Genomic DNA, 23594 nt, shown 5'->3' on the forward strand with positions numbered 1-23594 from the left:
GAAAATATAAAAATTATAAAAGCTCTAATTTTCCTAAACAAAGAAAAGTTAGTGAGCTTAGAAGACGCTGCAAGCTTAGTTTTATCATCAGACTTTGATTTCACTAAAATTATGGATAACGTTACAAATCCCACTGTTACAACTTTATCGAGTAACGATACAACGTTTACAACACGAGGTTGTCGTAATGGTGAAGAACCAACTCATACTGCCCCACAATGAATTATAGGAACAAAAAAGCCAACAATTAGAAGAAAGGAAGAAAAGTTTTTGGAAGAAGTTATTCTCAAAATAAAATAAAAAAACGACTGCATTTAAGTAGTCGTTTTTTTAGAAGCGCAAATTGTCTCTTGCTATTTTTCCTGTGGTAATTTTATTAGATTATCTGCAGGTGTATCGTTAGGAGCTGAACGAACATATTTTTGATTTCCATTTGTTGCAGCAATTAACTTTGGATAAGGGGAAATATCAACGTGAATTGCTGAGTTTTGTTCATTTTTAACATAGCCATGGAGAACTTCTTTTGAATAAAAACGTTCATCTTTAACTCCTGATAGAAAAATTGAATCGATTTCTTATACAGAATTAGATCGCTCTTTCCCAGCCTTCATTCGGATTTTTGTAGCTTTAAAATCAAAACATCTCCTTTGAATGTTCATTTAGGTACTAAATATTACTTAATAGCTTGTACGAATTAACAAATAGAAAAGTTTCAATATTGGGTCTAAAAATAGGTTGATTTTCCACAAATATCTACTATTATTTTTCTGGTCAACTCCTAAGCTTTTTTGATTCAGGTATGCAGCTGAAAGTAGATATCGTAAATTCCATACCGAATATGAAAAGAGAGCGTTAACCTATATACGTTAACCTATATATTAGTAAGTTTGGTCAAACAACGATAAAGAATCCCACGAAAAAGCAAATTTTCTGCTTTTCGTGGGATTCTGAGTTGTACGACTTATTTTTTATAAATAGTTTTTTTAATGTAAGTACCATTTGGTTTATAAGCATGTCCGAAATTACATGTAGGACCAGTATCTACAGCATACTGAACTTTGTGGTGAGTTGTGAAAAGTTCAAAGTAAACTCTTTCGTTTGATGCGACTGGTGTGTTACTTGTGAAATTAACAGTGTAATTTTCCTCCAACTTAAATCCGATTTTAGCTTCGAGACCAGCTTTAGAGGCACCAAAAGTTCCATCAAAAGTTGATTTGAAATTTTTAGTTTCTGATATTTTAAAGGTATCTGGACCATCTATCATGAAGGTTTTATATGGGTAATTTTCGTTATACCAGCCAGACCCTAAGTCGTTCACATAGCATATGTCACCCTTTGCATACGGAGTAACTACTTGGTCTGGTTTACTAAAATCTGTTTCTGAAGGTATATATTCATATTCAATTCTAACAGGAACTTCTTCTAAACCTTGTTCTACTGCAATTTTTTCCAATTCTGACTTATCTGTAATGATTACAGATGCACCTTCAGGGGATCGTAATTGCGTTTGCATCACTAGGCTAGAGGGTACTTTAGAAGTCATAGTATCTTCACTTTCAATCTTCATACCATCTAACTTACAATCTGATGAAGAGGTACTCGCAAAAGATGTTGGGACGATCGAAAAACAAAAAATTGACGCTAAAAATAATGAGCCAAAAGCTTTTTTAAACATTTTATTACCTCCTTTTTGTATTTCACTCATATTATAACACACATATTTACATTTTTAATGTAATATATGAAATAATACATTTATTAGGAAGGGTTTGGTATTGATGAAAAAAATTCTGCTCTCTGTCTATTTCGTAATAATTTCCTGCATTTGCATATTGTACGTTCCTGTATCATTAAAGTGGGGCCCTCAACTTGAATTTTATGATAAAAGGTATGTTCCTTTATGGCAATTACAATCTAAGGAACACCAAGTTGATGATTATTATCTAATTTATGAGCTTGATATTGTGAGAATAGTATATGAAATTGGCATAGTAACTTTATTACTGTTTACAATATATTTAATATCAAAGGAAGTCTTTAAATCTAAATAGATTGAGTACCAAAATTAAATTGAGTAAAATAAAATGTTTATAAAAACAGCCTGATTTCTCTGTAGGGAGATCAGGCTGTTTTTTTGCAGCAATAATAGCTAGCAAATCTGGCATATGCTTGTATATAAATTGTTCGAAAGTTGCTATTACTTTTGGTTTATTCACAAGTTTCGACATTTTTTTCTAATGCGACATTTGCGATTCAATATGACCAATTATTTGGTGTTTCTAGTTGTGAACCTTTTCCTTTTTATTTGGATGGTTCACAACTAAATCAATTAAATGGAACTATGCAGCCATTTGCTAAAACAGGTTTTTATGCGGAATTACACTGGTAAAGGCTTTAAAAGATAAAAATATGATGGTATTTTATCACAAGGTTTCTCACTTGCTAAAGATGAAATGATTGAGTCTCTTGTTCTAAGTCCAATTCTACAACAATATAAGTTGGATATTGAAAAGCAATTACAGAGGGATGAGGTGAAAGAGGATGAGCCACAATATATAATAATCAAAGCTGTTTTCATTTACAATATCCTCAAAGAGGACATAGGAACAATAGCTATTATTTACGCATGCTAATTGCTAAAGATAAAGAACTTGACCTTGGATCACCTAGATACCTAAGGGAGCATTTTATAAAAGTGAGGTTAAATTTAAAACTATTTAAGCAATCTAAAGCAATTATGAAATCTGTTGAAAGATTTATATTGAAACAGCTAGATAAAAAGACTCGCGTTGAAATCAAAAAAGCATACAATAATTATGGTTTTGATTCTTCTCAGAACATCACAGGTCAATTTATGAATGGAAAATAATTGTTATGGGGATTGGCTGTTTAATGTTAAATTAGGTCGAACTTACCCTTCTTTCAACTTTAAGAGTTACGATTATTATTCTCAAATATCTCCTTATTTCCACTATGAAGATAAATTTCAATCCGATTTTCAATATTTTTATAGAAAGGTGCATTCTTATAGTTTATTAACGAATATTTTTAGTAAATTGTTATTTAGTTATCTTTTTGCAAGTTTTCTAGAACTTTATAATGATTATTCTGAGCATAATATCTTAATTAATCCATGTGTGTTTATTATTACAGAAAAGGAAGGTACAGTGAAAAAAATTAAATTTATTTGTGATTACCCTAAAAAAAGATGAAAATTTTTAGCTGTAATACCCAAGAGTTATGCCTTTTCACTTAAAGTAAAGATGGTGTTTTCGATAGAAGAAGATAAGAATGTGGAAAACATTAAGGACGAACAAGTAGTTGAATTTGTTGATGAAATAGTCGAGGAAATTACGTCTCTTATTTATCGATTATACGATAAGACATTAAGAGATTTAGTTAAACGCTAAAATTTTCTCTACCTTTATTTTTCAGTAGAACAAATGGTTTTGAAGAAGTTCTAACAAGAATTACAGGGACAAAGAACTTCCAGATATTCATTTGATAAAGGTGGTAAGTGTGTAAAACAGTGAAAATGGTAACACGAAACTGACAGTTTAAATATTATATGGATTTTTTATATGAAAATTATTTTCAAACAAGCTAGGTTTTTAACCCTGCTTGTTTTTTAATACGGATAGTTTGTGCATATTTATTGGTTTTTTTCACGATATATACACCTATACTGAAACTCTTGATTTAGTAAAGTGGCGACAATTATAAAAAAGTTACGATTAATAACCCTGGATATTGGCTAAGTGGGCCACGTCCGAACGATGCCAGGTACGTGCTTTCCTTGTAAGTCGCCGTTTACAAATGGCCTTTATTAGCTTCAGGATGAGTTTGGAAGAGTATCTGCAACCTTATTCCAGAAAGTTTCTCATCTTGTTCAAGAGCTGTTATTAGAAGATGAATTGCTTTACAGTGAGAGAACGCTTGAAAAGCGCTTTGGTAGACCTCAAGTGAAAGTACATGCACAAACGACGAAAAGAATATGAAATTGAAGTAATTTTAGAAATTACATAAATTTTTATACAGTTTCTTCTTTACTTTTAAATAATTATTTTGTAAGATAAAGCCAATTCAAAAGTGGCCAGACCACTTTTGAATTCATTCAGTAAGAGACGCCACCATCTGGAGGTGGTGGATTTTGTTTCTTTATAGTAGGTATCCAAACACCTATTGAATGAAGATAAAGCCTTAGGATGTATTGTTTATCTGCGCGAAAGGAAAGCGACAGCGATAATTATTCCAAGGCGAATAGATTGACCCAGGAGTTGATCGTGTGTATAAAAAAACGAACAAAAGAAAGTGTTTTTAGATATCGTCCAACAATTACGACAACTTATTAAAATGAAAAAAACACAGGTTGGTGAAAAGTAACCTTCCGAATGAGTCCTTTCAGAACGTCTTGGTGTCGAGCAATCCTCTGTGAGAGAGGCATTGCGAAGTTTAGAGTTGTTAGGTCTTATTGAAACGAGACATCTAGCTTTTACACAAAAGCATCCCCTCGTAGAAATAAGATAAAGCCTTAGGATGCATTGTTTACCTGCGCGAAAGGAAAGCGACAGCGATAATTATTCCAAGGCGAATAGATTGACCCAGGAGTTGATCGTATGGATAAAAAAAACGAACAAAAGAAAGTGTTTTTAGATATCGTCCAACAATTACGACAACTTATTAAAATGAAAAAAACACAGGTTGGTGAAAAGGAACCTTCCGAATGAGTCCTTTCAGAACGTCTGGGTGTCGGGCAATCCTCTGTGAGAGAGGCATTGCGAAGTTTAGAGTTGTTAGGTCTTATTGAAACGAGACATGGGGTAGGTACGTTTCTAGCTTCTACACAAAAGCATCCGCTCGTAGAAAAATGGTCGATGTTTATATTAGAAGATGAAAAATCAAAAAAGGATGTCGAATTAACGCGACAAATTCATGAAATGGAAGCCATTCGCGTTATAAGTTGTACAATGACTCTGCGAACACTACCTATGTGGGACAGTTTTTTGTAAGCTAGAGATAGAGGTACGATTAATTGTCTGCATGTTTTACGAGAAATAGTCATCACGTCAGAAATCGTTTTTTACTAAAAGTCTGGTTTCAATTAGCAGTTAATGCCGGTGACGTTTAAATCGAAACTCAACAGAAGAAGAGAAATTAATCATTCAAACTATGTTGAAATCGATGCAGCTTGGCTATGAAAAAGAAGCATTAAAAGCTTACGAACATAAATGCTGAACAAGGCATTTAGACAAACATAGGAGGAGTAAAACATGGCAATACGTAGCTTATTTAGTAAAAAGAATGAGGACGGACAGGAAAAGGGATTTCCAGAAGGACTTATGACAAAATGTCCAGAATGCCGTCACATTCAGTTAACAAAGGAATTAGAAAAAAATCATAAAGTGTGTACAAAATGCGACCATCATTTCAAAATGACTGCACAGGAGCGCGTAGCATATTTCATAGATGAAGGTTCATTTGTTTCAATGGATGATCATTTACAAACAAGTAATCCACTTAATTTCCCTGATTATGTAGAAAAAATTTCAGTGGCTAAACAACAAACGGGATTAAGCGAAGCTGTACTGACTGGGGTAGGTACTCTTGATGGAGAAGAAATTGTTGTAGCAATTATGGATTCTCATTTCCGTATGGGCTCAATGGGCTCCGTTGTAGGAGAAAAAATCACACGTGCCGTTGAAAAAGCTATTGAATTACGTGTACCTGTTATTATCTTTACTGCTAGTGGTGGAGCGCGCATGCAAGAAGGTATTCTATCATTAATGCAAATGGTAAAAACGAGTGTGGCATTAAAACGTCATAGTGAAGAAGGACTATTATTTATTTCGATCATGACGCACCCTACATACGGTGGCGTTTCAGCAAGCTTTGCTTCTGTTGGAGATATTAATATTGCAGAACCGCAAGCATTAATTGGCTTTGCTGGTCGCCGTGTAATCGAAGAAACATTAAGAGAAAAATTACCAAATGATTTCCAAAAGTCAGAGTTCTTACTAGCGCATGGTCAGCTTGATGCAGTTTTCCATAGGAAGGATTTACGAAACCAAGTAGCAATGCTTGTAAAAATGCATACAAAAGGCGGTGTGCAACATGTCTAAAAATTTTGCTTTTGAAGAACCAGTAGTAAAATTACGAGAAAAAATTGATGAATTAAAAACGATTGCTACAGAGGCAAATGTAGACATGACAGGCGAAATCGAAAGGCTTGAAACACGTCTAACACAGCTAGAACAATCTATTTATGCCAATATGAAGCCATGGGATCGTGTACAGGTTGCTAGACATCCAGAACGGCCAACAACTTTACAATATATAGAAGCTATGTGTGAAAACTTTATTGAGTTACATGGAGATCGTAAATTTGGTGATGATGCAGCTATTCTTGGAGGAATTGCTCTCTTTGAAGGACAGCCCGTAACAATTGTTGGACATCAGCGCGGAAAATCAACTAAAGAAAATATTCGACGAAATTTTGGTATGCCACACCCTGAAGGATATCGTAAAGCATTACGCTTAATGAAGCAAGCTGAGAAATTTAAGCGCCCAATTATTTGTTTTATTGATACAAAAGGAGCCTATCCGGGTAAGGCAGCCGAGGAACGCGGCCCAAGTGAAGCCATTGCTAGAACTCTCTCAGAAATGGCGATTCTAACAGTACCAGTTATTAGCATTGTTATTGGGGAAGGCGGAAGTGGGGGTGCAATTGCATTAGGGGTAGCTAATCGCGTCTTTATGTTAGAGAACTCAACGTATTCGGTTATCTCGCCTGAAGGGGCTGCATCGATCTTATGGCGAGATGGTAGCCTAGGGAAGCAAGCTGCAGAAGCAATGCGGATAACAGCACCTGACTTAAAAGAGCTTGACGTTATTGATGGAATAATCCCTGAAATAACGGGTGGAGCACACCACAATGTTGTGAAGCAAGCATTTTATATAAAAGAATGTATAAGCGTCACACTAAAAGCATTGAATTCCCTAAATGGCGAACAATTAATTGAAGATCGCTATGAGAAATTCAGAAAGATTGGACAATATACAGAAGCTTAAATTCATTTTTAGGTTTTTGGACATGTGAATTTGTTCGTAAAGAGAGAAAAATTGTTTCTTAAATAAATTAATATCCCAATGATGGATTTCGCATTTAAATAAAACCCATTCATTTTGATAAAAGTTTGATCAAAATGAATGGGTTTCTTCTATTTTTATAAAATCAACGTTTGCAACAAACTTTTAACCAAACTTTATTCCAATTAGAAAATCGTGAATGAAAGCCTAAAATATACAAAAGTTAATTATAATAATTCGATATTAAAATAATCGTTAAGTTTAGACTTTGATGTCTATGTACAAATTTCATCTCACTATTATTAGTATACTCTTAATTGATACATAACTTCCTATAATTTATATTATGTAAACTAAAATTATTTGGCGTGGAGGAGGGCTTGGATTCGTCAACTACCCATAATATCTGTACATGTACATGGACAAGAACTTACATACACTTTGGACAAGAACTTCCGGACACCCTCTCAATTATCTTGATTTATTTTCATTTTAGACAAGAACTTCCGGACACTTTTAATAATAAAAAGCGTTCAACCAACATACTAAAAAACTCCTCCTTTAAATGCCAAAATGAATGACTCATTTGGTTTCCCATCCAATACATCATCCCCGTTACCACCTATTATTTCAGCAGGTTCTCTGGGGGTTGAAAATCCACCAAGCAATTCCGGGCATACAGGTATTGCCTTATTCTCTACTATTAGTTTACTGATCTTAAGATCTAAACTATGCGTACCGTTATATCTTACCTGTAATCCTGCTAAACAAGAACTCACTAATATCATTAGTATCATCCTTTTTTTATTAGTTAGTGGAAAATTACAACTTAATTTCATACTCCATTCGTTTTACTGTCTCTACAGCTACATCTTTTCCATGCAGTCGAGATATCAGATGAAACGACATATTAATTCCTGCTGAAATTCCTCCAGATGTTGAAGCTGGATTGTACTTATTTAACTCTCGCACTCGTTGTTGAATCAGAAAAGGTTATTGTTAATTAACACTATTATAGGTATTTATAAATTAACTATTCACAAAGTTTCCTTTTCTCCTTTTATCTAATCCAAACGAAATAGATGCAGTTAATAACGCTAGTAATACTGTTAATTTTTCTGTTCCTTCATTGCACACGGGACAGTAGGGAGTAACACTAGTTAATTTTCTTTCCCAGTAGTCGATTGTGTGAATTGTGTTATCTTTTTATTAAGTGCTTTATAACTCATTCGGAACGTCAAAACAAACCGAGAAAGTTATTGATGCTCAACAATTTTCAAAAAATAGTCCATCGATTTAGTCATATATGCATCTTTTCGGCGTATAAAGACGGTTGAAATAATGCCGTATTTATCAGGAATTGGATGACAATATACCTTGCCAGTAGTAGTAAGATGTTCAACAGCTGATCGCGGAACAATCGTAGCTCCTAAACCAATTGCAACACTTTTTAAAATCGTTTCTAATATGTTAAATTCAATAATCCTTTTAGGGAGTAATCCCTCATCTTTGAGCCATTGCTCTAGCTTCGCTCGATAACCGCATCCTTGATTAGACATAAGAATTGGTGTAGTCATAAACTCCTCTATATGAAAAGTTTTTTTGGGGGTTATCAGAACGAGTTCTTCATTACATACATCATATTGTTCTAAAAGAGGGTGTTTAATTGGCCCGGTGATAAAAGCCCCGTCTAAATGGTGTTCTGTTACTTCTTTAATGAGTTCTTCCGTTAAACCAGCTTGCAGTATTAAATCGACATTGGGACACTCTTTATAATAAGAAGCAAGAATATCTGGTAATATATTCACCGTTTCAACTGTGCCAATTTTTAAAGTACCCGCTGGTGAATCACTATCTAAAAATACTTGTTTCAATTCTTCGACATCCTGCAAAATTTTATTGACATACACAAGCATTTTTCTTCCTTCTGCATTTAATGTCATCCCCTTTTTATGTCGGTAAAAAAGCGATGTTTTAAGCTCCTTTTCTAATAGCTTTATACGCGCTGTTACATTAGATTGAACATAATTTAATTCCTTTGCTGCATGACTCACACTTCCATGATTTGCAACGCTTTTAAAAATCAACAAGTCTCGTAGTTCCATTAAGTGTTCCTCCTATAAAGTATCATTTTAAATGATGTTAGTATTCATTTTCAATCATTATACGTGATGAATATTCTTTTTTATAATGGCAATTGCGGAATTAAAAAAGAATAGAGATACATGGAGTGATAAATATGAAAAATATTCAATTATTAAAAGGCGCGGTGGCGTGTTTAATAGCAAGTATGTCATGGGGAGCAATGTTTCCAGTCGCAGATCATGCTTTGGCTTATATAGATCCATTCTATTTCTCAACTATACGATATGGAGCAGTAGCTATTATACTTGTCATTTTCTTATGGCTAAAAGAAGGAAGGCAAGCATTTCGTTTTGAAGGAAAAGGAAAGCTGCTCGTGTTCTATGGGACGATGGCGTTTACTGTATATAATGTTCTAATTTTCTTTGGCCAAATGTTAATGGGAAAATCAGGAGTTATGGTAGCTTCTATTATGGAGGCGCTCATGCCCATGATTACAATTGGCGTTTTATGGGGATTTAAGCATGTGAAACCGAAAAAATATATGTTGATCAGTATGGTTATGGCGTTTATTGGGGCCATTTTTGTCATTACAAAAGGTGATATAAACTTCTTTCTTACACTTAAGTATAATCTGTTATCACTCTCATTTATCCTAATTGGTGTTGTTGGATGGGTGATTTATACGATGGGGGGATCATCTTTTAGTGATTGGTCTACACTTCGCTATTCAACATTGACATGTGTTTTCGGAACGATTGTAACAGGTATTTTAACAGTGTTATTTACAATCAATGGGTATGTGTCTATGCCACACATAGGAACAATTTCTGCAGTTAAGTATGATTTATTATTCATGATAGTTTTACCAGGTCTTGTGGCATTACTTAGTTGGAATTATGGCGTAAAAATTTTATCGTCCGTAAATGCAATTTTATTCATTAACTTCGTCCCAATTACAACATTAGTCATTATGATGATCCAAGGATATGAAATAACAATTTTTGATGTTGCAGGGACACTACTTGTTATTCTCGCCCTCATACGAAACAATATGTATCAACGTAAAGAACAAAGCGAGCATCAAAAGAATTTATTAAAGGAACAGTTGAGTAGAGTTGTTTGATTTAAATGTTTGGAGGTTTTTATATGTATGAAAGTTTATTATTCTTCTTTGCTGCTGCAATTGGCTTAGAGCTTGTTGCAATTAATCGAAATGGTCGTAAAAAAATAGAACAACAGGCTGAAATGATACAGCTTTTAAAAGATTTACTTAGAAAATAATAATTAAGATTAGCAAAGGCTTTATTAGGAACATTGTTTTAGATGTTATTCTAAATAAAAAAATCCAATTTTTCAACATTTGAACTGCTCCCTGTCAAGTAGAAAGTGGAAATAAGAAAAATGATTTAAGCGGTTTGAACCCTGTACCCTAAGGGGCTCAAACCGTTTAATATTTCTTGGTAACGTTCGTTATTATAGAACAAGATGTACGTATCGATGGCATGTTTTAACGCTTCTAATGAATCGAATTTATGTAAATAATACTTCTCTATTTTTAATGTGCCCCAAAACGCTTCAATCGGTCCATTATCAGTTCTCGTGCTACAGGTCCAATCAGCTTCATTTTGCCCACCTATTTCTAATTTTCACTTGAAGCTCGGTATCTAACTTACTAAAGGCTCGTCTAATAATAGTAAACGAGGGTTAGTGGCAGGCGCTCTTGCAATTGCGATATGTTGTTGCTGACCGCCACTTAACTGATGAGGCATCTATTTTCATATTCCTTCATTTCACCAGCTCTAACACTTCCTTTAATCTTTTACGGCAATCTTCTTCTGTTAGATCTGTAAAACCGAATAATATATTCTTATCGACTGTCATATGCGAAAACAATGCATAGTTTTGAAACACCATCCCGATATCACGGTTTTCTGGTTTAACAAATGTTTTACTGTCGAATATCACTCATTTATACAGAAAGAGCCTTTTCTAGCATATTCTAACCCTGCTAAATCCTCAATATCGTACTTTCACCACTGCCACTTCTATCAGGCTATGAACTATACAAACTACGCTATCACCGCATATTGATAGTAAAGTATAGCTATTTTAGCCTTACACCTCAGAATTTTGTTACTTAGGGTCACTCCTATCCCAAGTGACCTTTTTATTTTTTCTTTAAAGTGTTCATTAACACTTGTTTAAATTTATTTACATGAATCTAGGCTGCTTCACTTTTGTCTTTTATTAGATTTTGCAAGATCATAATCAACACCTTTTTTAAATACTTTTTAAAAATTCAGAGTATCAAATTTATTACTTGTCGCTACTTTCAATCCTTTAGTAATCTTTGATCAGGCAATTCAACAATATAAAAAAAATTATCCATAGGTTTTATATAATGTGTAAAAAGAGTCGAACATACAAATTTGTATGTTCGACTCCGCTTTAGAATCTCAATATATATTTTCTTATGAACTTTAATCGTGATTCTTTAACAACAAGCTAAGTTCATCTCTCTTAGAATCATTTTTATGAATATTGGCCAAATCTACATTAAACGATCATTAACATTATTTAAACGAGTAATCCCCTTTTGAACGATAAATTATGAGAAACATCCGATAATTTTAAAGTTGTGACTCAGGTATTTATATTATGTAAACAATAATTATTTTCAATTAATAAAAATTCGATAAACGTTATTAGGGTTATTTATGTATAAGTTATAAATCCTTGTTTCAATAAAGCCTCCGTTACTTTAAGTACATTGCTTTACAATCTTTAAGGAAGCTTTAGCTTTCCTTGTGTTTCAAAACTACCCATAACGCACCCTGATAGATTAAGAAGTTTTTAGTTTTGTCCCCATTTATTTTCAAAAATAAGATGTTCTAAAGAACGCCTTTTTTCCCAATTAGCTAACTCTAAAATGGGCTTTTCTGGGTAATTTTCAGTATAACCGATTGATATAAGAGCAATGGGATCGATGTGTGGTGGTATTTCTAAAATGTCTCTAATATCATTTTTTTTATAAAAACTTACCCACCCCATTCCAAGTCCTTCAGCACAAGCAGCTAACCACATATTTTGAATAGCACAAGCTGTTGATAATATATCTGTTTCAGGAATTGAATTTCGTCCTAATACATGGGAACCTCCTCTTGTAGGGTCACATGTAACACAAATAGTTATAGGAGCTTCTTTTAAACCCTCAATTTTTAAATCAAGGAATTTCATTTTTTTCTCCCCATCATAATGAACAGCTAATGCTCTGCTTTCTTTTTCTGCTGCCCAGGCCAATTTTTCTTTAATTTCGTCAGTGGAAATCAAAATAAAGTTCCAAGGTTGCATAAATCCTACTGAAGGTGCATGATGAGCTGCATTTAATATTCTATGTATAATGTTTTCAGGGATAGGAGTTGATAAAAAACTTCGAATATCTCTCCTATTATAAATAACTTTATAAATAGACTCTCTTTCTTCATTAGAAAACATAAATTTTTCCCCTTTTCTTTACAAAAATATTTATTTTTAATATTAACTAATTTTTCATTATTCTGCCACGTAAGTGAAGTAAAAATACATCAAAAAGCGTGGTTTGGATATGTTGTCCTTATCGTTGTATCCGCATAAATCTGACTCCACCTCTTCTTACTTCGGATTAACATTCGTCAAATCGATTACCACAATTCCTTTCAGTTTCATATATGGATAATGGCATCATTAATAATAGACCTGTTTAAAGACACCTTATGCAGATTTCACAATTGCCTTTGGCTGATGAATCGATAGTCGTTCAAATAGCCAACGAAGCTCTTGCTGTGAGAAAGTTCATACTTCAGCGTTTCTTCTACAACATAAACAAAATGTACCCTATAAGATGACCTCTTTGAAAGTGTCTATCTTATAGAGTACATTTTAAAACGTAAACTTCACGTTTTCTCTAATATTTTTACGCTAACTGCAGCATACGTAATAATTACTTTTTTAATCCTTTTTTCAATGAACCCCCACAATGGATAAGCTACTTCTATTCTTCTTGTAAACTTATTCCTTAGCGTTCAGATTTAGCCTCTATGAAGATTATCTCAAGGAAAATTATTAGCAGTTATACTATTGCGAATTTCACGCTTATTTTTCCGGTGAATAGATAGTATTACTATTTCCATCAATAATTAACACCGATTTTCCTGGTATTGTCTTGCCTTGATAGTTAAATTCATCTTCTGAAAAATTTGCGACTACTCTTAATGCTTCACCATATTCAGTCATTTGAACGAGTCTATCATCTGATATAATTTTAAAATCTGTCATTTCTTTCGTTATTGCTTTTTTGCTAAAATTTGACCATACCTTTGAATGCCTTACAATTGTTTCTTTATGTTTTTCCCACTCGTGTTTATCTATATGATATAAAGGAGGAACATTATAAAGTATCTCATACAACATTCTATTTGTTATTTCGTCTTTAAATTTTAAGGTTCCCCACCCCCACCAATGGGTTGTGATCACTGAATCGTTGTAAACCAACTTATACAATGGGATCGTGTAGTTTGAATCCAAAAATAACTTCTTGTACTTATCCTTTAGTGGTATATGTTTAGAAAACATTTCGGGAACTCCACCATTGCTCGAATAGTATCTCCCTACGTAATACTCACTTAGTTTGTTTTTTGCCATATCCTCGTCCATCCAAGAAAATGATGGCGTTTCTATTCCATGTGCAAAGGCAATCGATTTGCTAGCAAAATCATTTCCGCCCTCAGTTCCTACTACCATATCCCATTCTTTTTGCAGATACTCCATTCTCTTAATCCTAGCCTGGATATCTTCCTTTTCAGTAGTAATATGTTCTGGAGAATAGTCATCGAAGATTTCTCCAGTGCCATCTGTGTCTAAAAACCATGAGTTAAATGCTAAGCCGGTATTTAAAATCGAAGTTACTCTTTCTTTTACACTAGGCATTGCAAGCGTTGGATTCAACTTTCTACCTGCACCTTGGAATCCTTCAATCTTTTCTCCATTTTTATTTGTTACAGTTGCATTCTCGTAAAGTAAAGCATTCTTAAACTTAGCAGTTTCCCACTTCTCTTTACCTGGTTCATGGATTGAATGATATGAATCATAGGTACCAAATAGATAGCCGAATTCTTCTGCATCTTTTACTAACTCAGGTTTAATGAAGCCTTCCTGCCAATCATCCAAGCCGATCCACATATGTTCTAGCCCAGAATCCTTCATGTCCTTTATCACATCTACAGTATTAGCATCTGCCCACTTCTTTATTGGGTCAACTACATCTCCAAGTATGCTTTTTAATAATCTCTTATTTAGGTCAATTAATTCAACGGGATTTAATTTTTCTATTCCTTTGTTTAACAGCCTCTGAGTATCTTTATCTATTTCAGTAAATACTTCCGGATTATAGAATTCATTTAGTTGCATTACTGCACTTAAGGATTTTATTATTCTTTTCTTATTGTATTTATCTACATAATCTAAGCTTTTTAACTCTTCAAAAGCTGATGAAAGCTCTGATCCATCCTCAACATTAGTAGTTAATAGCCTCTGAATCCATAATTTCAGTTTTTCGGGAAAAATGTCTCTCAGCTTTGCCCATTTAATATTTTCTTCTGAAATCACAGTTCTGTCCCAAAAATAAGCATGAGGTGCTCCATAAAGCTTTTCAATATTACTATTTTCTTTAGCCTTATCCGCCAAGCTTTTGAAGTCCCCCTGTTCAATCAAATAATTTTTATAGGTTTTTGCAACATCTACTGGATTTTTTTTCGTTAAATATATTCTGAAACCATATTCCTTCTCTTTATTTATAGTTGGAAACTCATGATTAAAAGTAAACTCAATATCGTTTTCTGTATGATAAACAATTTCACTATTATAAGGGTTTTTAATTATATATACTAGTGAATACCCACTTTTATCAACTGCAAAAAATTGCATAGATAAAGCCTCAATTACCTTCATTTTTTCTTCACTTAAGTAATTTTTCCAAATTGAATCATCGCTTGGAATATACTTCCCTTGATTTAATGGGAGCATATATCCGTCACCTTTCACTTTTGGCCATGCAAACATGTTGTCTTCATCCTTGCTGGATTTTATGGTTACATCAACATACTTATCTTTTTTTTCGATATCAACCTTAATTCCCTGTTCTGAATAGGTCCAGCTAATGTTATCTCCACTGTCTTTTAAATTTGACACTTTCATTTTCTCCAATGGTTCAGATAATTTCTCAGTAATTCCATTGGATTCCACCTCAAGCGCAAATGTCTCAGGATTCACACTAAAGTTAAAGTCTAAATTATTTATTTGTGGCTTACTCTCTATACCTGTATTCATTTTTTCTTTCTTACATCCCGTAAGAACGCTTGTTAATAGTGCAGCAATTAACATGATTGATAGAATTTTTTTCATGTAACACACCTCCATACCTAGTGTAATATCGGTTTGTTACACGAATGTCACAAAAAAAATCTAACTTATTATTTTTTAATTCAAAAAAAGGCAAGCACAAATCCTTAGTAGCAAGCTCCCTATTAGAAATCTCGTCAATCAGATTTTGGTTGACCGTCATATCTTCCCTCATTCAGGGTCAGTTTAACTCAGTGACCCCTTTTATAATTTCTATTCTCAGATAAAGAATAAAGACCCAGTTCCAAAATCCACTTCAATTATTTCCGATATGAAAAAATACTGATTGCCATTAAATTTAACTTCTGCGTTACAATCCTTGACCCTTATTACCTTTACACCTAACTCTTCTAGCGCTTCTCTGCTACATCTGTTGGCTTAGATTAGATTATTGTCTGACAATTGGAAGTGCAATTAATTGTGACGATGAATATTTTATTCGTCTTAAGGAGAATCCAGCTTAAACGATAATTAGTATTATTTGAACGAATAATTCCCTTTTGAACGATAAATTATAGGAAGCTTTTAATAATAAGAAAGTAGTGACCAAGGTATTTATACGAGGAGGAGAGCTTGGACGTCACCCTAACAGTCTCAACAGAAATACGATTAATGGTAATAACTCGATCCAGCTAATGGATCGAGTTTTACTTTTTGATTATTGAATAACTTTCTTCTTAAAAATAGACGGTATTACCTCTAACAACCGTTCACGTGTAATGGGATCACAATGATTCCATGTAAAATCTATAAAATGAGTCTTACCAGGGGCTAGCTCGATTAACGTGGCGATTTGTGGACAGTGAGTAATGGTTAGTAATTCTTGGGGGGAAGCCAAGATAAAATTACGCTCTCCAGCATAGTGATTTATTTGATGCTGCTGAATTTCTATCCATGCTTGACCTTGCTCGATTAGCTGCATTACCTTGAGAGTAGGACGAAAGCCAAGAGATTCATACAAGCTGGCAGCCAATCCAGTCTGACACATAACATAATATTTAGTTTCTAACTTGAGATAAACAGTAGCCGTCTCCCCAGCAACATAAACATCCGCTAATTGCCTACGTACTAATCTTACTTTGTTCTCATATGTTGTAATCCACTTCTCCGCCGCTTTACACCGTCCAAATAGTTTAGCGATATATCGTAACCGCTCAAATAGACTAAACTTGCTATTCAGTATAATAGTAGGAGCAATCGCATCTAGTTTCTGCAAGTCATGTTCAGGATGAAAATAGCTAAGCAATAATAACTCTGGCTGCAGCTGTGCTATTTTATCCGGATCTACCCAATGCCCGATACTATGAATGTTCCTTAATTGATTGTGATAAACCACGTTATCTTTCATTATTGAGATGGCCGCTCCTATAGGGGGTATACCTAGAACAAGCAATTCCCCAAGTGTAAATTTGCCATCAGTCACAATACGTGTTACATCTTTAGGAACATGAATCTTTCTACCAAATGAATCAATAACTGTTCTTTCTGGAGTATAAAGATGACTGTTTGTATATTCACGTGGGGTGTTTCCAGTTAATTTATGAAAGCATCGACTAAAATAATATTCATCCTTAAACCCAATTTGTCGAGCTATTTTTCTCAATGGCTCTGTGGAATTACTTAGAAGTTTTTTTGCCTGATTTATACGTACCTGAGTCAAATAGTCAGTCGGTTTTTTACCGGTCAATATTTTAAACTTTTGACTATATTGCCATCTTACCATTCCAGCCATGGTAGCTAATTGTTCAACTGTCAAATCCTCATCATAATGCTGTTCTATGTACTGTACAGTTTGTTGAACCAATTGTGTCTTTTCTTCGTTCTGTAGCTGGTTAGCTTGTTCATCTAACTGAACCATCATAGCTAGTAATTGCTGAAGTTTACCTTGCAGCATGGCCATGGAACTAAATCGATTATTTATCATTGCTTCATTTCCTAATACCTGCTTGACTTGAGAAAATAACAGATGATAGGGATAACCATAAAGCAAGGGTGGATGAGCAATTCGGTTCAAAGTGATTCCTTCTACTTCAAAGGTTTCAAAGGTAAAGCGAGCAAGCTGTGCCTCTTTATTACTTGACTCTACCGTGTAGCTTTGTACAGGTAAAATGAGAGCGCAGCTTCCTTGTCGTAGATCGATTGCCATTTTGTCTACATACAGTCGTATGTCATGACTGAGAGCTATCAATAATGTGCATACATTTGTTTCATAATTATTTATTCCCTCTTTATGGCTATTAGCTGACATGATTCGATCAACTTGAAATCGGTCAAAGTGTTGTAGTCTAATATATAAGGATGCCAGATTCATAAGCAACTCTCCAACTATTGAAAATGATTATCATTATCGTTATTGTAACATAGAATGACCCACTATCAACTATTGTTCGAATATGTGCTATTTAGCATACTAGCCGTTTAAAAATTGATTGGACGGATACAATTTTTACTGTTTGCGTATCCACTCTGGTAGCTTTTGGAATAATTGCTCCAAAGCTAATAAATTATCTGTATTCCATTCATTAGGAACAACATAAACTGTTCCCTTTTTGACCGCAGGCAAAGTTCCCCATATCGGGCTTTGTAGCAGCCGATCAGCTTCTGCTTCACTTTCACTATCCTCTTGTACAATTACAAACAAATGATCACCAGCAAACTCAGGAAGCACCTCTTCGGAAACCTCAAGGAAAGATACCCCTTCTACATCAATAATATTTTTTTGTACTGCTGATGGGACGGCAAAGCCATTTTTTCCATAAATAATAGCACCTAGGCTACGATCCCCCATAACATAAAGCGTCTTACCTAGCTGATAGAAAACTGTTGCGGTCTCTCTTTTTGTTAAATGAAACTTATCAAACATTTCATTAGATTTTGTTTCATACGTAGCAAGCAATTGAGCTACTTCTTCCTGCTTACCTAGGATATTCCCCATCTCTTTTACTCGTTCTGTATAAGGAAGAGCAGGGTTAAAGGGAATCGTAGTAGCAATTTTTGACAATTCTTCGTTAAGATTTGGATCCGCCTTGTAATAGCCATTAATAATAAGATCAGGTTTTAAAGTCAGAATCGTCTCTAAGTCAGCAGGGTTTCCAATATCAATGATTCCTTCAAGTTTGCCTTCATAGTAACTTGGAGAATCTTTGGGAAGATTATTACCAACAACCGGAATATCCATCGCCAAGAAATCACCAACTGTCTGACCAATATAAACAACTCGTTTTGGATCTGCAGGTATTTCAATCTGTTCACCTGTAATCGTTGTATATGGAACAGTTGTCTCACTTTTCTCTGCTTGCACATCAGATTGAGCTGTTTTCTCGTTTTCCTTTTCCTTCGCATCAGATGTTTTGCTACTAGAACTACATGCCACTAATACCACTAGCAACAGGAGGAAACTCCCCCATAGCATAATTCGTTTTTCTATATACTGCTTCATATTTGTTACCCCTTTCCGATTTACCCTTAATTGAAAGTGATTATCATTTACAGGGTTATTATAGATGTTATGAAAGGGCGAAACAATGAAAAAAACGCAATAATTTATTTGGATAAATGTCAATAATCAGGATTATGAAAGCCATTTGGTTTTTTATCTTCATGTTTAGTGAAGAAGCATAAGGATTATCTCGCTATAGAAAAAAGAAACCATTTTAGTGATTTCTTTTCATATCAACAAGCTGTCGATTAGCTATCTATTTGATTTCTCCAGCGAGCTCCACGAACGTAGCATAATTTATAAGCGTGTAAGTTCTGCGCCCGTCTTTATCGTGACAATATTTGAAAATTTCTTTTTTCAACTCCGATAAACAATCCATCGGAATGAGGATTTGTTTATCCTTTTATCGATATTACTGTAGTTTTGGAATAAAGATTGATTAAAAATATCCCTCAATCCTTATCTAATAGCAACTTCAAAAACTCCATTTTGAATAAAGTTTGTTCAAAATGGAGTTACTCCTTTTATATAAGTATAAGATTTTTATAAAAAAGTTTGATTATTTTCCAGCTATGTTGTTCAATAATAGCGCCCTTTAACGGAATAAAACATGGGCTTCTATTTGGCTCTACTACTTAGTAGAAGGTGATTGGCAGCCATAAGAGTATGCAAGACATAGAAAACCGCACTTTTCTAGGATAGGTCTACTCATTGGACTGGCGTCAACAGTAAGGAAAGGATGCCCATTTTCATAAGCCTTTTTTGCTCGAGTAGCTAAAAGTGCTGTATAATAACCTTTTCCTCGGGACAACGGTAGCGTTGAACCTCCCCATAAGCTAGCAAAGGAGGAGTTTTTCTCTAAGTACATCCAAGCAGCACTTACAAGCAGACCATCTTCATAAATTCCATAAAGGTATAGGGAGTCAGGATTATTCTGTTTATCTCTCCAAAGTCTTTCTCCCAGCTCAGCGTGCGATGCATTCCAGATGGTATCTTCTAGAACAATAATGTCTTGAATACCTTGTTCATCCGTTATTTCCTTAATGTCGATGTGTTGGTCATGAATAAGCAAGGGATGCTGATTATCTAACTTCAGGACCATTAGTGCTTCAGGATCCTCTATTGTGAATCCTTCTTGTTTAAGAATATCTTTTAAACTATCAGGCTTGTCGTAGCTATACACTTTCCACTCAAAATCCTGCTCAAAGTTACTAAAATAGTTTAACTCGTTCTTAATAATTTCTCTTACATTGCCTTCGGTTACATTAGATGAGATAATGAACCCTTTTTCACCAAACTGTGAAATGTGGCGCACGACATGCTCTGTTTCCTCTCTTATGTAACCTTGTACGTGAGCCTCTTGTCGAAGTTCTTTGTGGAATAGTGATATTAATTCATTTTTATCCATGAGCGACCCTCCTATATGTATTAAATTTTTTTCTATTGAATATTTTTCCATTAATTAATCTATTGATTAGTACCAATTATCGTAAAAACGCAAGTGTTCGGCATCTAACCCAACCAGTCTTATCATTAACTCATAGTCTCTAATAATCACTAATTTCCCTTCAGTGTTTAAAGATGATTTATACGCTCATCCCTTAAAAAAGATGCACCCCGTTAAATTTGTTCGCGATTTTCATAATATACCGCCTCCTTCTTATGAACATTATTTTATCAGATTTTTCCAAAATATACACTGATAAATGATAGACTTCATACACTATAAAATCCCCCAAAAAGAAAAAGTACAATTCTTCTGCAGAACAATACTAAATAACCAGTCGTCAAATAAATTCCGACAACTGGTTAGGTGTATACTTTTCGACTGTATTCTATCAGCAATTTTCACTTCTACCTGTAAAGGATACTAAACATTAGTTTTCAACAGGACGACTTTATTTCATTAATCCCACTCGTTCATCTACTAGTATTCCTATTTTATTATCAGATTAGCCGTTTCACTTGGATGGTTAAGAGGAAAATGATGACCATATGGAACAAAATCAATCTTACCAAGATGTGAAGGAGCCGAATAGCCTCTGTCATAATCCCCCCAAATAATGTGAAGATTAACCTTTGTTACTTCATTGAAATCACCTTGAACGTTTTTCAATAGTAAACTATTAAGCTGAACCGTAGTATTTAATATTCTAGGAGAAGTAAAACTGTTACTTAGTTTCTCAATATAATGTTCAGGGATGCTCTCCGTACTTTCAAATAAACCATTACTTAATAAATAACGCTCTATCAAATTAGTAGTTGCCAATTTCAATGTCCATTTGTTCATAAATTGAGGAACATTTATCGATTTAGTATTTTTTTTAGCAACAGGTGGCTGAAGTAAAGTAATTGTATACTTCTTATCTATGTACTTTTGTTCTAATGCTTTCAGCAGCATATACGCACCAAACGAATGGCCAATTAGATGGGCACCACTAGTAGCTTTCTCCAATAACTTTCTCAATACATTCAAATAGATATTTAAAAGATTTTTCTCTCGTTTAAAAGGAGAACGTCCCAAACCTGGAAGGTCCATAATCCATACAGGTCGACCCGTTTTTTCATGAAGCTCTTTCCCTAAAGGAAATAAATCCTCTCCATCACTTAATAAACCATGTAATAAAATAAACGGTTTACCCTCTCCTTGTAATTGGTAAAGGGTATTGTTGTCGCATAATGTTCGCTCAAATAAATGATGATGCTCACCATTTTGATACATCAATCGATAATCCAGATCAGCTACTACGGCTGGGAAAAATTTCATTACATTAGTCTCCTTAAACCAATCTTCTCCCATAATCTTTTTCGCTGAACCATTTGAAAATGTTCGATTTGTAATAAAGTTCAGCCCATCAGCAGGAATTTGGGTTATTTTGCTTACGCCACTATTCATTATTGTTTTCATAAGCGGCATGGGAACAGAGATTTTTGGTGCCCTCATATTCATACTTTCCGACATAACACTTAATAATTCAGCAATGTTCGGATCGTTCTCTTTGTCTTCAACAAGTGTATATGTTTGAATAGCCGGCTGCTCCAATTTGAAAACCTGCACAATAAACTTCGCAAACTCATCGTTTGAAATCAGTGGCAACCTATATCCCTTACCACCAGGAATCACTGGCATGAGCCCTCTTCGCATACTTGTCACAAGCAAACCTAATCCTGCTATCTGCTCTGTACTCCCTGTTTTACTACTACCGACCACAGTTGGCGGATTAATGACAGACAGCGGGTAACCTACTGCTGATGCCTGCTGACGGATATAAAGATCTGCTAAAAATTTTGTTTTCTCATATGGATTTTTTATTTTTAAATAATTGTTTCCTTCTTTAAACACATCAATTGCAATCTTGCTATTTTTATCATCAAAGGGACTCATATAGCCTACAACATGAATAAATTGTTGCAAGCCCTTCAATTGATGAATGTTTTTAGCGAATTCACTAATATGTTTGGCGCCATTTAAAAAGACGGAAGATGCCTCTTTGCTTGTCGATTGAATATCCATAGGGCCTCCTGCGTGAATAATTACATCCGTTTTCAATACCAACTCCTTATCTTCAGCACTTAGACCTAAGTCTATTTTTGTCAAATCACCTTCAATAAAGTGCATAACTGCCTCTTTTAAGATGCCTCTTTCTTGATAAATGCGTGTTGCTTTACTTTTCGATCTCACTAATAGAAGAATTTTAACATGCTCTTTGACTAATTCCTTCACTAATTGCTTTCCTATAAAACCTGTTCCACCCGTTAAAAATACTGTTTTCATAAAAATCCTCCTTGTAGTACTAATCAGTACTAATTTGATGTAAAAAAAATGCTTCTTTTATCGAAGCAAGTTAAAAAAATGATCTGCTGTTTTCATAATTACAGTTGCATCCTCCAGTGTTTCTGAAATAAATAGCGCTCCTTCAAGATTTGTAATAAAAAGAGATGCAACCTCGTCAATATTAATTGTCTTTCTAAATTCACCATTCTCTACCCCTTGTTTAAGTAATAGAGAAACTTTCGTTTGTAATCCTTGAAAAAAAAGACCTATTTTCTCTTTTACTTTAGTGGCATTTGTTGGACTTTGAATATAGAGCGTAATAAACGGACAGCTCCCCTTATATTCCCTCGTCTGAACTCCTTGTGATAATTGCTTTAAAAACAGTTGGATACGATCTTCAACTAATAATTGGTTTTGAGATAGTAAGTCATCAATTGCAGATTGATACATTTCAATCCAATAATCCACGACCCCTTCCAACAATTCTTCCTTATTAGAAAAGTGATAATACACATTAGACTTTGAAACTTTGCTTACACGAACTAATTCATCCATGCTAGTATAAGCAAACCCTTTTTCTAAAAATAATGTTGCAGCGACTTCAATCACACGTTTTTGATTCATTAATTTTACCTTTGTCATAATTAGTACTGTACAGTACTACAATGCGTATTGCAAGTATTTTTGTTAGTTTAATAAAAAAATTGATTAAAAAAGCTATACTTTAATTGATTTTACTGCTAATAATTTCATTTTTTTGGGGGAAGCTTGTTG

Annotated in this window: 20 protein-coding genes and 2 pseudogenes; 8 read left to right on the forward strand and 14 right to left on the reverse strand. The window is 34.2% G+C overall.

Annotation, left to right across the window (positions count from 1 at the left end):
- The first annotated feature begins 51 nt into the window (after positions 1-51).
- On the forward strand, positions 52-222 hold the full coding sequence (locus tag ACOZBY_RS10730; RefSeq protein WP_422762285.1) for a hypothetical protein: 171 nt from the start codon (positions 52-54) through the stop codon (positions 220-222).
- 131 nt (positions 223-353) lie between these two features.
- Here ACOZBY_RS10730 and ACOZBY_RS10735 read toward each other — a convergent pair whose 3' ends face one another.
- Both ACOZBY_RS10735 and ACOZBY_RS10740 read right to left on the reverse strand, forming a co-directional pair.
- Positions 354-572, reverse strand: coding sequence for a DUF3892 domain-containing protein (locus tag ACOZBY_RS10735; protein ID WP_422762513.1), 219 nt, complete (start codon positions 570-572; stop codon positions 354-356).
- A 389-nt stretch (positions 573-961) separates the two neighbouring features.
- Entirely contained in the window at positions 962-1675 is a 714-nt protein-coding gene (locus tag ACOZBY_RS10740) for a hypothetical protein (RefSeq protein WP_198695681.1), read from the reverse strand.
- A gap of 528 nt (positions 1676-2203) precedes the next feature.
- Between ACOZBY_RS10740 and ACOZBY_RS10745 the strand changes: the two genes are divergently transcribed.
- The 5 genes from ACOZBY_RS10745 (at position 2204) to ACOZBY_RS10765 (ending at position 7068) form a co-directional block, all read left to right on the forward strand.
- Entirely contained in the window at positions 2204-2389 is a 186-nt protein-coding gene (locus tag ACOZBY_RS10745) for a hypothetical protein (protein ID WP_198695683.1), read from the forward strand.
- 237 nt (positions 2390-2626) lie between these two features.
- Positions 2627-2869 (forward strand): hypothetical protein, encoded by a 243-nt coding sequence (locus ACOZBY_RS10750; RefSeq protein ID WP_422762288.1) that lies wholly within the window; start codon positions 2627-2629, stop codon positions 2867-2869.
- Between the two features lie 1906 nt (positions 2870-4775).
- Entirely contained in the window at positions 4776-5009 is a 234-nt protein-coding gene (locus ACOZBY_RS10755) for a hypothetical protein (RefSeq protein WP_422762289.1), read from the forward strand.
- A 261-nt stretch (positions 5010-5270) separates the two neighbouring features.
- Positions 5271-6119, forward strand: coding sequence for an acetyl-CoA carboxylase, carboxyltransferase subunit beta (accD, locus tag ACOZBY_RS10760; RefSeq protein ID WP_031418221.1), 849 nt, complete (start codon positions 5271-5273; stop codon positions 6117-6119).
- Positions 6112-7068: an acetyl-CoA carboxylase carboxyltransferase subunit alpha gene (locus ACOZBY_RS10765; protein WP_422762291.1), complete on the forward strand. Its 957-nt coding sequence runs from the start codon at positions 6112-6114 to the stop codon at positions 7066-7068. The genes accD and ACOZBY_RS10765 overlap by 8 nt, the downstream gene beginning before the upstream one ends.
- Positions 7069-7676: 608 nt before the next feature.
- Here the strand turns inward: ACOZBY_RS10765 and ACOZBY_RS10770 are convergent.
- From ACOZBY_RS10770 to ACOZBY_RS10780, 3 genes and pseudogenes are all read right to left on the reverse strand, one after another.
- A pseudogene (locus ACOZBY_RS10770) lies at positions 7677-7874 on the reverse strand (2-thiouracil desulfurase family protein); the annotation flags it as partial.
- 34 nt (positions 7875-7908) lie between these two features.
- Positions 7909-8025: pseudogene (locus ACOZBY_RS10775) on the reverse strand (DJ-1/PfpI family protein); the annotation flags it as partial.
- Positions 8026-8342: 317 nt separating this feature from the next.
- Entirely contained in the window at positions 8343-9191 is an 849-nt protein-coding gene (locus tag ACOZBY_RS10780; RefSeq protein ID WP_422762293.1) for a LysR family transcriptional regulator, read from the reverse strand.
- Between the two features lie 134 nt (positions 9192-9325).
- Between ACOZBY_RS10780 and ACOZBY_RS10785 the strand changes: the two genes are divergently transcribed.
- Positions 9326-10294, forward strand: coding sequence for a DMT family transporter (locus ACOZBY_RS10785; RefSeq protein WP_207889097.1), 969 nt, complete (start codon positions 9326-9328; stop codon positions 10292-10294).
- Positions 10295-10317: 23 nt separating this feature from the next.
- Complete coding sequence (locus tag ACOZBY_RS10790) at positions 10318-10452, forward strand: YrzO family protein (protein ID WP_080709367.1); 135 nt, start codon at positions 10318-10320, stop codon at positions 10450-10452.
- 125 nt (positions 10453-10577) lie between these two features.
- On the opposite strand, the gene ACOZBY_RS10795 is transcribed toward ACOZBY_RS10790, so the two are convergent.
- The 9 genes from ACOZBY_RS10795 to ACOZBY_RS10835 form a co-directional block, all read right to left on the reverse strand.
- A complete protein-coding gene (locus ACOZBY_RS10795) occupies positions 10578-10808 on the reverse strand; it encodes an IS3 family transposase (protein ID WP_207890068.1) in 231 nt (76 codons plus the stop codon).
- Positions 10809-10835: 27 nt separating this feature from the next.
- Positions 10836-10940 carry an ATP-binding cassette domain-containing protein gene (locus ACOZBY_RS10800; protein ID WP_422762296.1) on the reverse strand — a complete coding sequence of 35 codons (105 nt, stop codon included), beginning with the start codon at positions 10938-10940 and terminating at the stop codon, positions 10836-10838.
- Positions 10941-12024: 1084 nt separating this feature from the next.
- Positions 12025-12666 carry a 5,6-dimethylbenzimidazole synthase gene (bluB, locus tag ACOZBY_RS10805; RefSeq protein ID WP_012294531.1) on the reverse strand — a complete coding sequence of 214 codons (642 nt, stop codon included), beginning with the start codon at positions 12664-12666 and terminating at the stop codon, positions 12025-12027.
- Between the two features lie 636 nt (positions 12667-13302).
- A complete protein-coding gene (locus ACOZBY_RS10810; RefSeq protein WP_422762298.1) occupies positions 13303-15609 on the reverse strand; it encodes a glycoside hydrolase in 2307 nt (768 codons plus the stop codon).
- Between the two features lie 655 nt (positions 15610-16264).
- Positions 16265-17917 (reverse strand): helix-turn-helix domain-containing protein, encoded by a 1653-nt coding sequence (locus ACOZBY_RS10815; RefSeq protein ID WP_289448986.1) that lies wholly within the window; start codon positions 17915-17917, stop codon positions 16265-16267.
- Between the two features lie 135 nt (positions 17918-18052).
- Complete coding sequence (locus ACOZBY_RS10820) at positions 18053-19045, reverse strand: ABC transporter substrate-binding protein (protein WP_422762301.1); 993 nt, start codon at positions 19043-19045, stop codon at positions 18053-18055.
- A gap of 631 nt (positions 19046-19676) precedes the next feature.
- Positions 19677-20453, reverse strand: coding sequence for a GNAT family N-acetyltransferase (locus tag ACOZBY_RS10825; protein ID WP_031415939.1), 777 nt, complete (start codon positions 20451-20453; stop codon positions 19677-19679).
- A 528-nt stretch (positions 20454-20981) separates the two neighbouring features.
- A complete protein-coding gene (locus tag ACOZBY_RS10830) occupies positions 20982-22820 on the reverse strand; it encodes an alpha/beta fold hydrolase (RefSeq protein WP_422762303.1) in 1839 nt (612 codons plus the stop codon).
- 57 nt (positions 22821-22877) lie between these two features.
- Positions 22878-23444 (reverse strand): TetR/AcrR family transcriptional regulator, encoded by a 567-nt coding sequence (locus tag ACOZBY_RS10835; protein WP_036161706.1) that lies wholly within the window; start codon positions 23442-23444, stop codon positions 22878-22880.
- Between the last annotated feature and the right edge of the window lie 150 nt (positions 23445-23594).

The organism is Lysinibacillus sp. NPDC056220, assembly GCF_049315265.1.
Lineage (GTDB): Bacteria > Bacillota > Bacilli > Bacillales_A > Planococcaceae > Lysinibacillus > Lysinibacillus pinottii.

Coding starts and splice junctions, on each gene's coding strand:
- ACOZBY_RS10740 (WP_198695681.1), bottom strand. CDS start 1,675: ATGTTTAAAAAAGCTTTTGGCTCATTATTTTTAGCGTCAATTTTTTGT.
- ACOZBY_RS10750 (WP_422762288.1), top strand. CDS start 2,627: ATGCTAATTGCTAAAGATAAAGAACTTGACCTTGGATCACCTAGATAC.
- accD (WP_031418221.1), top strand. CDS start 5,271: ATGGCAATACGTAGCTTATTTAGTAAAAAGAATGAGGACGGACAGGAA.
- ACOZBY_RS10765 (WP_422762291.1), top strand. CDS start 6,112: ATGTCTAAAAATTTTGCTTTTGAAGAACCAGTAGTAAAATTACGAGAA.
- ACOZBY_RS10780 (WP_422762293.1), bottom strand. CDS start 9,191: ATGGAACTACGAGACTTGTTGATTTTTAAAAGCGTTGCAAATCATGGA.
- ACOZBY_RS10785 (WP_207889097.1), top strand. CDS start 9,326: ATGAAAAATATTCAATTATTAAAAGGCGCGGTGGCGTGTTTAATAGCA.
- ACOZBY_RS10790 (WP_080709367.1), top strand. CDS start 10,318: ATGTATGAAAGTTTATTATTCTTCTTTGCTGCTGCAATTGGCTTAGAG.
- ACOZBY_RS10800 (WP_422762296.1), bottom strand. CDS start 10,940: ATGCCTCATCAGTTAAGTGGCGGTCAGCAACAACATATCGCAATTGCA.
- bluB (WP_012294531.1), bottom strand. CDS start 12,666: ATGTTTTCTAATGAAGAAAGAGAGTCTATTTATAAAGTTATTTATAAT.
- ACOZBY_RS10810 (WP_422762298.1), bottom strand. CDS start 15,609: ATGAAAAAAATTCTATCAATCATGTTAATTGCTGCACTATTAACAAGC.
- ACOZBY_RS10815 (WP_289448986.1), bottom strand. CDS start 17,917: ATGAATCTGGCATCCTTATATATTAGACTACAACACTTTGACCGATTT.
- ACOZBY_RS10820 (WP_422762301.1), bottom strand. CDS start 19,045: ATGAAGCAGTATATAGAAAAACGAATTATGCTATGGGGGAGTTTCCTC.
- ACOZBY_RS10825 (WP_031415939.1), bottom strand. CDS start 20,453: ATGGATAAAAATGAATTAATATCACTATTCCACAAAGAACTTCGACAA.
- ACOZBY_RS10830 (WP_422762303.1), bottom strand. CDS start 22,820: ATGAAAACAGTATTTTTAACGGGTGGAACAGGTTTTATAGGAAAGCAA.
- ACOZBY_RS10835 (WP_036161706.1), bottom strand. CDS start 23,444: ATGAATCAAAAACGTGTGATTGAAGTCGCTGCAACATTATTTTTAGAA.